Consider the following 13306-nt stretch of genomic DNA (forward strand, 5'->3'; position numbering starts at 1 on the left):
TTCCCAGTGGCTTCAAGAACCACTTTTGGTTCTTGACCGGAGACAGACTTCAATTCCTCCAGAATAGCCAGGACCCGCTGAAGATCTTCTTCTGAATGGTAAAACGGAAACGGTTTATACATACAATCTTGGTAAGAAAGAAACGCAGCAGCAACGCTTTTTCCTTTCGCAACATCGATACTTAGAACAGGTTGATTCATATAACCTCCTTAAATAAACCGGGGCAAGCACTTTTGCTCTCCACAGGTTGGCACGGTGATACGGGTTCTAGACCCAACCAGCTGAATCGGGGTATGAACAAAAGGCTAGGGCGTACAACACTTTATGCGACAGGATCTGTGTCCTAACAAAACATATGTTTTTCAGCCCGGTGTTTTCTCCAGTATAAAAGAAAAAGTTCATCCCCGAACCAGTCGGTTATGAACTGAGAATACCAACATTATATTCACGCAACGGAGTCTGTCGGCTCTTCGGTCCGCGAGAAGTGATCGGCAGGGGAGAAGATTCAACGAACACATCCGCACCGACTAACCGTATCGCGATCGGCTCCTGACGGAGCCTTAAGTCGGGGGCGACGTCGTGAATTCAGGAGCGTTATCTGAAAGCGAGGTAAACTTATAGAGAAACACTATATTATATCATTTTTCTATTTGATGGTAATATAGTGATATGAGATAAACTTTTGATTCTTAAGTCCCAAGTTACATTAAAATTAAAGGAGCAATTAAGAGAATGAAGTTATGCAAAAGTTTTATTAGTCTTATTGGTATTTCTTTAGTATTAGCAGGATGTGTATCACAGAAAGATTTTAATCAAGTAAAGAATGAAAAGAAGACTACTGAAGAAAAACTAGCTAGCTTAGAGAAAGAATTGGAATTAGCGCGGAAGAAAATTGATGATCAAGCTAAAGAATTAATTCAAACGAATCAGATTACTAACGAAAATAGAGAATTGAAAGAAAAACTGGATTTATACCGGAGCGAGGCAAATCCAAAGAATAATAACGTAAATAACTATAACACTACAGTCGAAGATGAATACATTAATAACCTTCTACAGGTATATGATTTTAAGGCAGTGTACATGGATTCATGGCTTGATGGTAAGGTTCCAGGGGTTGTTTTCAAAATTAAGAACAAAGGGAAAAAGACTCTTTCTGAAATAGAAGTTACAGTTTATTTTACAGATGGAAAGGGAAACAATATTGCTGAGGAAACATATTATCCAGTTCTAGACTCAGGAGTAAGTGACTTTAAAGAATTAAAACCCAATTATACATTCCAGTTCGATAATGATCATTTTTATTCGGCAAAACTTGTTCCAAAAGAATGGAAGTCAGGAAACGCTACTATAAAGATTACGAGTATTAAATTCAAAGAAGAATAGCTCATATAGCTGCCATTTTAGCAGCTTTCTTTAATTTAATAAATTTTTTGAATGTAATACAAGAAGCTCTGCCATCAGATAACAAAGTGTTCACACATCCGGCATCAGCCCTCGTTCTGCAGAAGAAGAATTGGGGAAGTCAAGGCAGCAGACAGATCCTTCCCCTAAGATAAGAGCTATCTAAGAGGGAAGGACGTCGTGAACACAAGAACGCTATGAGAAATTTTAGGTCTATTGAAGAGTTTATCAACTGGAAGGTTTTGGATAATCATAAAATGAATAGTAAGTCAGAGTTGTAAAGTAATGCGATGTATAGAAGGTATAAAATAACTCAATAAATAGTAATTTGAATTCGAACTATAAATTATTTGATTTCACTGTGAGGTAAGCACATGAAAAATGTTGATGAATACAAAGTAGAAATAATAACTGGACAATATATAACAGCTCCTTTGGAGCAAAAATTAATGATAAAAAATTTATTAGGTGAAGATGTAGAATATAATTTTGAAATATATTTTCATTGGTATAATATGATTCATGAATTAGGACATGCAGTTTTTGAATATAATTGTCCAAACCGTCCTCATCCTGTAGACGAAGAACAATTTGTTAACAATTTTGCGATTGCATATTGGCGGCACTACGGAGAGATAGAAAAACTTGAAACCGTATGTTCAATTGTCCATGAAGCACTCAGTAAGTTTACTGCACCAACAACACACAATAATAAAAATCATCTTGTTTATGCAGAAGAACAATGGGGTAAAGAAGAATTTTACAGTTTTAATAACTATGGCTGGTTTCAGTTCAATTGTGTCGAAAATTCTATTTCTCAACAAATATCATTAGAACAAGCATTAAGTGATATGGGGCTGATAAATGCACAATTTCAAAAAGGAGTGCTTTTGAAATATAAGGTAGATGAAACGATGCCGTATCAAGTTATTAAGGATGCTAAAAATATATTATGTTCATGGGGAATTACTTTACCTAAAGAAATAAGCGTTGTTTTATCAGATGACCCCAATTGCCATATGTGTCAGAGTAAACGCATATGTGCGAAATAAACATAATACGAAGCTGACATATTCCAATTTGATTAGTTGATTAAACTAACCGTCATAATTGTTGAACAAAAATATAGAAACAGGGGGACTTGATATGATTAGTTTGCTTAATCTTGGCAGCCTCGTGCTTGGACTAATTGCTTGGATACTTCCTGTTGTTAATCTCGTGCGATATGAAAAACATGAGCATAGGAGTTGGGGCATTCTTTCCATTATGAGCATCAGTGCTTGTGCTATTTCGCTATGTCTCCAGATTTTCTATAACTATCATTTGGTAAAGATTGAGGATTGGGCTGCTCTTTTGGACACAACGGGTGCTGTGGCATTCGTCGCAGCAGTTCTTCTCATTGTTACCATTATATTAAATGCAATTACTCTGATTATATATCGTGACAGAAAGTAGATATCAAATTCCAGTTTGGAAGGTTGAAATAATTAATTCATAATGCAAAAGGATTAATTCGCACTTTTCTTATGGTGTACCGAAGATTGTGAAAGGGTGTACTTAAGGTAACGGGTACGATAATTGAATAGTGTAAGTATTTCGAAGAGGGCATTGACATCCTATAATAAAAGTTTCACGAAGCGGACATTCGTCCTTGGTTGGAAGAAGTAGTTTGTATAGAAGAATATTCACCAACACAGAATCCCACCTAATAAAAGCGAATAGCAAGAAGTAAATGAGTTTCCGTCGTTAACCTCTGAACGTTATGCGAAACCCCTGGGGATTTTAAAGAAGTAGCTGTCTCGTTGCAGCGATGGTTAAATGAGAAGAGAAAGAACAAAGTTAACTATTATTACTATTCAATGGATCATGATACTGAGGTAATATTTGAATTTCATAATGTTAATGTTGATATGTGGAAGGTTTATTCTTCATGGCATACTGCAGATCTTGATATTTTAGTGAATGATCATGTATTAAGTGAAGAGATAAAAAAATTAATAAATGACATTAATACAGATATTAATAATAGATTTGGGATAAGTATTAATGATTTTTTATAGTGATTTCAATGATGCCAGGGACATCTCATAACACAGTATCTACGCACCATCGCGTTCGCTCCTCGGTCTGCTCGAGGATTTTAAAAGAAGAGTTTTCTAAAAATGTGAAAACCTATAAAACCTAATAAAAAAGGAGATGCTAATGAAATTTTTAACTTCATTTTTTCCTATCATTGCTTTAATAGTAATCCTCGGATGTAATAAATCTGTCGATAGTCCTCCTAATCTGACATTTCAACTAAATCAAAATGAGAAGAGTGTATATGAAAGTTTGAAACAAGATCTTGACGAATCAGCATTGCAGAATCTTGATCCGAAAAGTGTCGCTAAATTATATGTTTTCTCGAGGTTTGAAGCTGACCATGATGTTGCTTACCTTTTATATACCCAAAGGAAAGGTCATGTTGCTTGGTCCAAGAAAGAGGATGAGCAGATTCCCGAAAAAGATCGAGGAACAAAAGAACAAATCCTAGCCCAATATAAGAATCTCGAACATGGACGATTTGTTCAAATCAGCGATTATGAGGGTTATATCGAATATGAAGTAATACCTGGGGAAAAATCAGGTTTTCAAATGATTTTGGACGAAACCGGCATATGGAAGGTATCCTTCATGCCAATACAATAGATTTGCAGGTATTTTGGTGAAGTCGAGGTCTTCGTATAAACAGCTAATCAAAGTCAACTCTATCGATAAAAAAGATTTCGTTTGCAGAAAGTAAGCATACCTAAATAGAACTACCTAGAAAAGTAGATATCACTGGAAGTTAAATACCAACTTTGGAATTTAACCAGCTTGAAAAGCTCTACCCGAGTTCAACATACCAAAAATAATGCGTAAAAGCTTGTGAGAGGTTGCGACAATTGCGACTTTTGCCGGTTTGCCTTCGTTTCGTTTTTGCTGAGAAAATCGAATTTTTTGGGCCGTGAATTTGCTTGGAGATGGCTGCGACAGTGGCCTGATAAAGAGCCGTTCGCAGGTAGCGCGATCCTCGTTTAGATATTCGATTCTTCTTTGATTTGAAGGTTCCCCGATTCGTGAACAGCTGAGTCAAGCCCGGCAAAAGCTGCTAGTTGTTTCGCGGAGGGGAACCTTTTTATATCTCCAATTTCAGCAATGATTATGGCGGCTGTTAATGGACCCACGCCTGGAATGGTGCGAAGAAGATGGTAGATTGCAATAGATTCAGCGAGTGATTGCATGGTATGCAAGAGATCCTCCATACAATCTTGGTAAGTCTTAAGCAGATCGATATACTGGATCAGAACAACTCTTTGAGCTTGAATTACACGAAGAGCTAGAAGACTATGACTAGAAATTTCAGCTGTACTTGAGCCTGGGGAGATTGTAAGTAGAAAACATGAGCAATACGAATTACATCAATGGGATCGGTCTTAATCTTGCGTATGGCTTTTTGTTTGAGCTGATGAGTAAGTATGGGATTCAGAAGGACGACGGAATAACCATGCGAAGAAAAGAACGAGACCAGAGGTTTCGAATAATTAAGGTGGCTTCGAGACATCCTTGGGCTCTACCCCGTGATGTTTTTCATCTGCTCCAAGATAGTCAAGAGTCGATGAAGTTCCTCATTTGAATGGCGTACAACACTTTATGCGACAGGATCTGTGTCCTAACAAAGCCATACGTTTTTCAGCCCGGTGTTTTCTCCAGTATAAAAGAAAAAGTTCATCCCCGAACCAGTCGGGTATGAACTGAGAATACCAACATCATATTCACACTTCGGGCCATTCTGCCCTCGGTCCGCAAAGAGCATTTAATAGTTGATGCAAAAGCTGCGAATCTACGTTAAATCTGACCCACATTTGGAACTGTTTGAAATCGAAAGAGCTTACTTTGCAGAGGCAGTGGCTCCGTAGTACATTTTCTTCTATGTTTGTATATTTAACGAGTGGAAATGAAAATAGTTGATCTACGTGTTGCAGTAAAGGGGACAGACAGTTCTGGTAATAATGATACTATTTCTTCACCTCTAATATGCCGTTCGATAAATCCTTCAATTGAAGAGCGATTTTCAAATAAAACGGTACCTTTTGTATTGATATATTTAACATCTTTGAAATATTTACTTAACAGGTCATGGCCATTTTCACTACTGAAAGAGAACTCATACGATGGAGATTCAAAAATTAATTCCCAGATTTCTTTCATATGATAATTGCTATTTGTTGTTGCTATGAACTTCCCATCAACTTGTAAAACTCGGAAAATTTCTGAGAGTGCATATTTAGGTTTGCTTACATAATGTAAAACCCAATTAGCTATTACGCAATCAAATGAATGGTCAGGAAAAGGTAGACAGGTAACATCTGCAACTTGAGAGTGCAAACCTTTTTGCCGACTTAATTCAACCATACGTTCTGAGATATCTACTGTAGTGATTTCAGGGATTGGATTAAGCTCATTCAATAATCGGTGAGAAAACTCTCCCATACCACAGCCAACTTCAAGTATCCTTTTGGGTTTGCTTTCTAAAATAACTTTAAATGATTCCTCTTCAGCATCCAAACCATCGATACTGGAAGAATATACTGCTTTTTGCGCAGCATAGCGTTTTTCATCAGTAAACGCTTGAAGAATATCTCCTTGCTTCATTATGAATACCACCTTAACAAAGTAATTTTGGATAAAAATAATAAAATCGGACAGTCATTACGAACACGTTTACTTTTTAATTTCTCAGATTTTGTCCGGATTCGGGTAGTTATGATCAATTGAGAAAAATGGACGAATTTCGGGAGGGGGCCATGGAGCACCTCTATGAAGAAATGAATCTAAAAATAATTGAGTTCTTGAAAGAATGCCAGTAACTTGACTAATAGTAAATTCACCAGATTCAAGTCTCTCTCCAAGATCATCCAAATCAAGAATCCGGTAAGTAGGGCCCATATTTTCAACGACAATATCAAGTGCCATATCAACGACTTTATATATATAGGGGTTATTAGATTCAATCTTTATATCGACTAGATCAATTCGCCATTCATTCTTCCAATTAATAGGATCAAATACCATCTGAACTTTATGTTCTAATAGCCAAAAGTATCGTCTTACAGAGTTATTTCTCGGATCATTTTCGTCCCGGAATATTACATTATTAACTTGAATAGCTGGAACTGTTTCAAACTGATGATTTCGATATTGAATGAATACGTGAAGCGGAGTTGGATCATCTATTATCATAATTAATCTCCTATCAAATGATTGATAATTGCTGGGGGATTTTTGAAAAGTTAGTTATTCATATTGAGTTTTGTTTTTAAAAGTGGCATTACCATTTCTCCAAATCTGTTTGCTTCATCTAATTTGGGGTATCCAGATAGAATAAATGTATCGATGCCTACGTTCCAGTATTCTATTAATCTTTCAACAATTTGTTGGGGATTACCGACTAAGGCAGTTGCATTCCCTAGACGTGCAGTACCAATACCCGCCCAAAGATTTGGACCAATGATCAAGTCATTACTTGTTGCCAGCATTTGCTGATTCTTCCGATCCACAGACTCACTATGCTTTTGGGAACATAAAAAAGCTTTTATTTCTGGATCCACCCTTGAAATAAGTTCATTAGCTGCATTCCAAGCCTCCTCTTCAGTTTGACGGACAATAATGTGCATTCGAAGACCAAAGCGAAGAGAACTGGAATCTTTCATTGACTTTATGAGTGCTATTCGATTGCGGATTTTTTCTACGGGTTCTCCAAATAATAAATAGGTGTCGCCATATTTTAACGCTATTTCTGTTGCTTCCTTAGAGCCACCCGAAAAAAATATTTCAATACGTTGTGATAATTTTGGGTGGAAATAGTTTTCTTCTAACTTATAAACAACGCCATTATAGGTGAAGATATCGTCCTCATACCAAAGTGCATTCGTGATTTCGAACCATTCCTTAATTCTCTGATAACGTGTCTCTCGATCATCAAAATTTCCAATCCATTTGCATTCTTGTGTTTGTCCAGTAACAACATTTAAGGCAATGCGTCCAGGAAATAGTTGACACAAACTTGCAGCCATCTTAGCCAATTGTGCAGGGTGATATTGATTTGGACGTACAGCCAGAATCAATTGGGCGCGTTCGGTTTTTCCTAACACAGAAGCTGCTGCCACCCAGGTCTCTAGTGTAAGTGAGTAGCCTGTATGTACCAGTAAACCATCAAAACCTCCGTTTTCAGATGCTTTGACTATTTTAGAAAGGTACTCGACGGTTGGTTCAGGACCAATAGAAGGCCAAGTACCAATATATGACACATCTGGTTCAAGGGGGAAAAACCAATACATTTTCAATTGTCTATTCATATTATCCTCCCAAAAAACAAACAAATTAGGATATAATCTTTTATTTTTATGTTTTTGGATTTATTATTAACTTTACATAATTATGGATATGATAATTATCATGGTAAACATAATAATAATCATGGTCAAGACCGCTTTTTCAAATATAGAGAATATCTAAAAAAATAGATAAGGGGGTTAGCCTAAAGTGTGGAAATAAGGATAGTTATAAAACTGTTTTAGCGATTAAAATGTAGTCATTTTTCTTTCAACGAAAGGGGTGAAATTTTGAAACAAGATAACGGCAATAGTAAAGAACGTATTATGAATAGTCGGAAATTTGTGGTTTTCCTGTTAGGACACATTACCTCCCAGATTGGAATGGCTATTACAACATTCTCATTATCTTGGTACATCCTGCAACTCACTGGGTCACCATTGCAATCAGGCATAATGCTAGCATTAGGTTTTTTACCGTACATTATTATGTCGTTTCCTGCAGGTGTATGGGCAGATCGTATGAACAGAAAAACTCTGATGGTTATTTCAAGTGTTGGAAGAGTAGCGCTTCTGTCCAGCTTTCCTATAGCAGAGGCAATTGACAACGTATCGTTAATCCAAATTTATCTTGTTCAAATACTCATGAGTGGACTTTCTGCAATATTCGATACTTGTAGCTCTGCAGCCTTACCAAGTATTGTAGAAAAGTCGTTATTAAGAAAGGCAAATGGCGCCTTTAATTCAGTCTCATCAATCACTAAGATGGTAGGGACTGGTTTAGCTGGATTATTAATTGCATTTATAGGTGTTACTAATACAATAATTTTAGACATAGTATTCTGCACAATAACAATGCTATGTTTGATGACTTTTAAAACTAGCCTTTCTGATCATAATTTCAGAAAAACCAAGATGAAAATGTGGAGAGATATAAGAGAAGGAATTTCCTTTTTGAATAATCAAAAATTAATACGTATATTGGCATATATGACAGCAGGTTTAAATTTTGCTATACAAGCCTCAAGTGCTGTTGTGCTTTTCAGATTCAAAGAAGAACTTTATCTGTCATCAGAAATAGCAGGTGTACTTATGGTTGGAATATCTCTGGGAGTATTTATTGGTTCTGTTATAGCTGATAAAGTTATCGGAAAAAAAAGAATTCATTTGCTCATGATTTTTGTATTTATGATTCAAGCTATTGGACTATTAATTATTGGAATTAGCAATATCTTATGGCTAATATTTATGGCAGAAATATTCATCGGTATTACAAATGCTGTATGGAATGTTGAGATCGTGTCTTTAAGACAAAAAATAATTCCTAGTGAATATCTTGGCAGAGTAAGTAGTGTAACACGATCCATGTCCTGGATAAGCATTCCATTAGGGGCAGTTCTAGGGGGAGTTATTGCCAAAAACTTTGGGTCATCTGTTGTATTTGAAGTTGGAAGTTTGATGCTCTTGATAATATGTGTTATTGGTTTCATTTACCTTAGGGCGCAAAAAGAACGAGAGATACAAACCGAATTGGAAACCACCATATAGAGTTTGGTTTAAATTCTTTAAAAATAAAGAAATATGTAGAAATTATTTCAAAATTATGATAATTTTTAAGTATTATGAAAGGTGGTGTTACGATGAAAGTTTTTAATGATGCCCCACTTCCGTGGGCAAAACCGATCGTGAGAAAACCTGACGTTAAGCCACAACCGGAAAGCAAAAAGAAATAATTTACTCTAATTGACTTTACGGTTAGCAAGCCTCTACCTAAGTAGGCTTGCTAATCGTTACTTCAAAGAACAATAACTTCGAGTTACCCTACCATGTAGACGGCATTAAAAATACCGTTATACCTCAATGCAAAGCCGATTAATCAACCACACTTCACCGATAAATTCACTAAGATGTTCCTCTGCGTCAAAAAACAAATTTACTAACTTGGCTCCGCAACCAGGGGGGCCGATGTTTGAAAGTGCCCATCAGTATGCGATTACCCCACTATTTATTTCTGCAGCTCTTGTTCAAGATGTTAGACTTCATTCCCTTCAAAAGTAATGATCCTAGAAAAGAATTTAGATGTTAATGACATGTGCTCATTTATCGAATTGACGGAATGTTATTGTCTTTTTACATAAAAATCAAAAAAATTTTATATAAAAAGTTTTAAGTTGGAGGAAAAAATTGAACAATATCAAAAAACTCCAAGCAACACAAGCATTACTATATATGCTTCGAAACTGGCCCAATGTTGAACACAAAGACTCTCTATTTGACTCTCTGTTGGATCTAAAGGGTGCTGATGATGAAAAAGTAACCCCTCAAGTATTGTACATGATGGATAAATTAGGGGTTCTTGACTCTGATGTTACGCAAAAAGCTGAGAAAGTGAGAAATAAAAAAAAAAGTTCTTATAGATGAAGTGAGTTTAATTGTTCGCCATTTATCAAAAACAAATATTAATTATGCGTTACTAAGAGGATTTGGTTTTCAATCATATTATCCAACAGGGTATAATCGCCAATTTAATGACATCGATATTATTGTTAAGACGATTGAAGATTTTAATAATATTATGGATTTGCTTTTAGGATTAGAATACTTCATAGCTAAACCAATGGTTATCAGAAAACAAAAAAGCAAGTTTGATAATGATTCGGTATGGATTGGAGTTGCTCTTAATAAACGAACTGATAAATTGGATCATCCAATCATGGTGGATATAACTTTAGGAGGACCTTCAATCAGTCATCAAAGCCATTATCCACTAGACGAGAGATCCTGGAATAGTCTTCAATTCATTGAAATTGGAAATGTAAGCGTTCCGATTCTCTCGGATACAGATAACTTTTTATTATTGCTGTGTGAATCTTATGAACGAAATTCTCTCTATATAAGAGATCTATTGGATATGGAACAAATCATTCAAGCGAATATTGATATTCACAGAGTTAAGGACAAATTGAAAAAACTTGAATTATTTGGTCAAGTCCAACAATTCAGGCAATATGCAGAGAAAATAAATTTGACAAACATACTTTCTTTTTTGGATTCTTTACAAGATCAATCTGCATTTTCAAATCATAAAAGTAAGCAGACTTTACATATTAAAAAAGTCATGAAATATCGTCCATTTCTCAATAGAATTGTTGGCATCTACTTTGAACCACTTGTCAGTCGTATGGAACAATTTGAAAATAAGTATCCTGAGAAAGCAATGAATATATATTCCAGGGTTCCTTTGAATTTTATTTTTAATATTGGGTGGCCTTTATACCTATTCCCAGAATCGCGTAAAGAACAATTATTTTCTTCACCCCCAATGTTTATTAGGGACAAACAGGAGGGGAACTGGAGAACAAATTTAAAACTTGGTTCATTTGTCACCAGGATTAGACCTGTAACTTACATTGATGAATGGGTGTTAGATCATGACAATTCAAATTCTTCATTCCATTGATTCTTTAAATTGTATTCACTATATTCACAACTTAATATTCGAACGTGCCAAACAAAATCTAAATCCTATAGATTCAAATCTTAGTTTGGATTATATTCGCGATCGTATCGAATTGGAATATTCCAAAGCTGTTTTAGAGGAAGCTATTTTCTTCACTTGTAGATTAGATGGGGAATTAAAGGCTGGGGCAATATTTGGTTTTTCAATAAATGAAATCACAAAAGCCAATGAAATTCATATCGTTGAAGTTTTTGGTGATTATGATACCAGATGGTTTGCAAAAGAACTATGGCAACAAGTAATTGAAAGTGCAAAGTGTACTAATTCAACAACAATTGTAATTGAATTATCTCTAAACAATGAAAAAGACATGCGCTTAAGGAATTTATTAATGGAGTATGGAATGACAGTACACCATCATGTACTTCGTAGAGAAGTTTCAAATGATAATTATGAAATCCAGGCAGATAATATTAAATTAACTGATGATGCTAATCAAAAATTTGCCATTGATTGTCTTACCAAGGGATTCATAAATACTTATGGAACAGAGGGTAGTGATGATATCATTCACGAATATGTTCTGACTTCTTACATCCCTTTAAACACTGATGCTCGTTTTTCTGCAATCGGTTTCAACATGGATGGGGACCCAAAGGTTCATGGAATGTTTGTAGTCGTTGATAGCCGAATACAAAACTGTAAAGAGATCAGGTTAGTAGATATCTTCGTCCCAGAAGAAAGACTATCTGGTTGGTCGACAAGAATGTGGACATATATAGAACAACGATCTAGTAATTTTGGAATTCGAAGAGCCGAAGCTACGCTTTTTGGAAACAAGAATTTGCAAACATCCAAGTTGGTGACCAATCTGAATAAATCAGGTTGGACTGTTGATAGAGTAAATTTACATTTTTATCGATAATTTTCGACCCGTATGTGTATTGCTGTTTTACTAATATATCAAAGAAAGAAGGATTTTTTGTATGATAAATTCTAAATCCGAAAGCGACAACATACTTTGGTATGACCTAATTCCGATTTCAGTAAACGATACCTATGGGGACCCATTCATCATTGAACAAGTTGACAACACTATAGATAAACTTCAAAAACTTTATAATCATAAAGCTCCAGTTGCCATATTTACAAAGGCCCCTATGAATGAATCCGTGATAGAAAAGCTATATCAAATCGTTGCTAATCATCCCAAAGTTGTTGTTTATTATTCTCTCACCGGGCTTGACGAAGGAGGCTACTCTTTTGAAAATCGCGTAAGGATGATCCATGCGTTAGAAGAGGTTTTTAATAATGTAGTTATTCTTACAAGACCAATCATACGAGGTAAAAACGATAACATTGATAATCTGAAGAGAATTGTTAATGTTGCATCTACCACGAAAAGTAGACTACTGGTCTTAGGCGGCTTACACGATAAATATAAAAATAAACATATCGAGTTTAGTGTTGAAGAAATGCTCATTCAACTTTGTGATGAGGTTGGCGTTAGGACATTCCACAAAACGAGTTGCTGTGCAGCATATATATTTGGTGAGTCTTGCTGGATGCATGAACTTAATGGACCTAAAAATTTAGATATTGCGGCTGCACTTGGTTATAAATTTGAGGTTGGAGAAGATCGAATTGTTTTGAGTGAAGCCACAACAGGTGATTTGAATTTCTTGAGAATGTTAACTCGTGCAAAGGTATTTTCGCAAAAAATCATTAGCAACTATAATCTATTAACGCTTAAGACGGGGGAAGTAAAGTATGAAGCGACTTCTAGTTGGTTTGCTTGGGCAGAAAATATTGATACTTGTCTAGATTGCAACTATTGTATTATCAAGCAAATCGAGTATCTTAAGAAAATGAAAGTAAAGATTGGTACACACCCTAGTGAAATGTTTGATATTGTACGTGCTAATAATAATGGTCATGACTTCTCGGCATTCCGTCTAACAAAACTTCGAAAAGATAATACAGATATGCATGAATACGCTGATGTTCGGATTACCAAACCATGTTTCATTAAAAGATATGATAGTTTTAAGGAAACAGCAATAACTATTGAATAATAGGAGAGTAGAGG

General features: G+C 35.5%; 15 protein-coding genes and 2 pseudogenes. 10 read left to right on the forward strand and 7 right to left on the reverse strand.

The window, feature by feature from the left end; all coding sequences use genetic code 11:
• Positions 1-200: pseudogene (locus XI25_RS12695) on the reverse strand (IS110 family transposase); the annotation flags it as partial.
• 532 nt (positions 201-732) lie between these two features.
• Between XI25_RS12695 and XI25_RS12700 the strand changes: the two are divergent.
• The 5 genes and pseudogenes from XI25_RS12700 to XI25_RS12720 all read left to right on the forward strand — a co-directional run bounded on the left by XI25_RS12700 (position 733) and on the right by XI25_RS12720 (position 4092).
• Entirely contained in the window at positions 733-1386 is a 654-nt protein-coding gene (locus XI25_RS12700; RefSeq protein WP_046678937.1) for a hypothetical protein, read from the forward strand.
• 392 nt (positions 1387-1778) lie between these two features.
• Positions 1779-2456, forward strand: a complete 678-nt coding sequence (locus XI25_RS12705) for a hypothetical protein (RefSeq protein ID WP_046678938.1) — start codon at positions 1779-1781, stop codon at positions 2454-2456.
• A 94-nt stretch (positions 2457-2550) separates the two neighbouring features.
• On the forward strand, positions 2551-2859 hold the full coding sequence (locus XI25_RS12710) for a hypothetical protein (protein WP_046678939.1): 309 nt from the start codon (positions 2551-2553) through the stop codon (positions 2857-2859).
• Positions 2860-3203: 344 nt separating this feature from the next.
• Positions 3204-3464 (forward strand): annotated as a pseudogene (locus XI25_RS36830) (DUF7878 domain-containing protein); the annotation flags it as partial.
• A 142-nt stretch (positions 3465-3606) separates the two neighbouring features.
• Positions 3607-4092 (forward strand): RNA polymerase subunit sigma, encoded by a 486-nt coding sequence (locus XI25_RS12720; protein WP_235439851.1) that lies wholly within the window; start codon positions 3607-3609, stop codon positions 4090-4092.
• 178 nt (positions 4093-4270) lie between these two features.
• Here the strand turns inward: XI25_RS12720 and XI25_RS36835 are convergent, their stop codons facing one another.
• The 6 genes from XI25_RS36835 to XI25_RS12745 form a co-directional block, all read right to left on the reverse strand.
• Entirely contained in the window at positions 4271-4528 is a 258-nt protein-coding gene (locus XI25_RS36835; RefSeq protein WP_082112339.1) for a transposase, read from the reverse strand.
• Positions 4461-4667 carry an IS110 family transposase gene (locus XI25_RS12725; protein ID WP_046678941.1) on the reverse strand — a complete coding sequence of 69 codons (207 nt, stop codon included), beginning with the start codon at positions 4665-4667 and terminating at the stop codon, positions 4461-4463. Before XI25_RS12725 ends, XI25_RS36835 begins: the two co-directional genes overlap by 68 nt.
• A gap of 95 nt (positions 4668-4762) precedes the next feature.
• On the reverse strand, positions 4763-4987 hold the full coding sequence (locus tag XI25_RS36840) for an IS110 family transposase (protein WP_082112341.1): 225 nt from the start codon (positions 4985-4987) through the stop codon (positions 4763-4765).
• 380 nt (positions 4988-5367) lie between these two features.
• Positions 5368-6078, reverse strand: a complete 711-nt coding sequence (locus tag XI25_RS31300) for a class I SAM-dependent methyltransferase (protein ID WP_052759584.1) — start codon at positions 6076-6078, stop codon at positions 5368-5370.
• An 84-nt stretch (positions 6079-6162) separates the two neighbouring features.
• Entirely contained in the window at positions 6163-6666 is a 504-nt protein-coding gene (locus tag XI25_RS12740) for a hypothetical protein (protein ID WP_046678943.1), read from the reverse strand.
• 50 nt (positions 6667-6716) lie between these two features.
• Positions 6717-7781 (reverse strand): LLM class flavin-dependent oxidoreductase, encoded by a 1065-nt coding sequence (locus tag XI25_RS12745; protein WP_046678944.1) that lies wholly within the window; start codon positions 7779-7781, stop codon positions 6717-6719.
• 267 nt (positions 7782-8048) lie between these two features.
• Between XI25_RS12745 and XI25_RS12750 the strand changes: the two genes are divergently transcribed.
• From XI25_RS12750 to XI25_RS12770, 5 genes are all read left to right on the forward strand, one after another.
• On the forward strand, positions 8049-9305 hold the full coding sequence (locus tag XI25_RS12750) for an MFS transporter (protein ID WP_046678945.1): 1257 nt from the start codon (positions 8049-8051) through the stop codon (positions 9303-9305).
• A gap of 636 nt (positions 9306-9941) precedes the next feature.
• On the forward strand, positions 9942-10178 hold the full coding sequence (locus XI25_RS12755; protein ID WP_046678946.1) for a hypothetical protein: 237 nt from the start codon (positions 9942-9944) through the stop codon (positions 10176-10178).
• 1 nt (position 10179) lies between these two features.
• A complete protein-coding gene (locus XI25_RS12760; protein WP_046678947.1) occupies positions 10180-11217 on the forward strand; it encodes a nucleotidyltransferase family protein in 1038 nt (345 codons plus the stop codon).
• Entirely contained in the window at positions 11189-12142 is a 954-nt protein-coding gene (locus XI25_RS12765; protein WP_046678948.1) for a hypothetical protein, read from the forward strand. Before XI25_RS12760 ends, XI25_RS12765 begins: the two co-directional genes overlap by 29 nt.
• Positions 12143-12203: 61 nt before the next feature.
• Positions 12204-13292, forward strand: coding sequence for a hypothetical protein (locus tag XI25_RS12770; RefSeq protein WP_046678949.1), 1089 nt, complete (start codon positions 12204-12206; stop codon positions 13290-13292).
• Positions 13293-13306 lie beyond the last annotated feature (14 nt).

Source organism: Paenibacillus sp. DMB20 (assembly GCF_000987955.1).
GTDB lineage: Bacteria > Bacillota > Bacilli > Paenibacillales > Paenibacillaceae > Paenibacillus_AQ.

Coding starts and splice junctions, on each gene's coding strand:
- XI25_RS12700 (WP_046678937.1), top strand. CDS start 733: ATGAAGTTATGCAAAAGTTTTATTAGTCTTATTGGTATTTCTTTAGTA.
- XI25_RS12705 (WP_046678938.1), top strand. CDS start 1,779: ATGAAAAATGTTGATGAATACAAAGTAGAAATAATAACTGGACAATAT.
- XI25_RS12710 (WP_046678939.1), top strand. CDS start 2,551: ATGATTAGTTTGCTTAATCTTGGCAGCCTCGTGCTTGGACTAATTGCT.
- XI25_RS12720 (WP_235439851.1), top strand. CDS start 3,607: ATGAAATTTTTAACTTCATTTTTTCCTATCATTGCTTTAATAGTAATC.
- XI25_RS12725 (WP_046678941.1), bottom strand. CDS start 4,667: ATGCAATCACTCGCTGAATCTATTGCAATCTACCATCTTCTTCGCACC.
- XI25_RS36840 (WP_082112341.1), bottom strand. CDS start 4,987: ATGTCTCGAAGCCACCTTAATTATTCGAAACCTCTGGTCTCGTTCTTT.
- XI25_RS31300 (WP_052759584.1), bottom strand. CDS start 6,078: ATGAAGCAAGGAGATATTCTTCAAGCGTTTACTGATGAAAAACGCTAT.
- XI25_RS12740 (WP_046678943.1), bottom strand. CDS start 6,666: ATGATAATAGATGATCCAACTCCGCTTCACGTATTCATTCAATATCGA.
- XI25_RS12745 (WP_046678944.1), bottom strand. CDS start 7,781: ATGAATAGACAATTGAAAATGTATTGGTTTTTCCCCCTTGAACCAGAT.
- XI25_RS12765 (WP_046678948.1), top strand. CDS start 11,189: ATGACAATTCAAATTCTTCATTCCATTGATTCTTTAAATTGTATTCAC.
- XI25_RS12770 (WP_046678949.1), top strand. CDS start 12,204: ATGATAAATTCTAAATCCGAAAGCGACAACATACTTTGGTATGACCTA.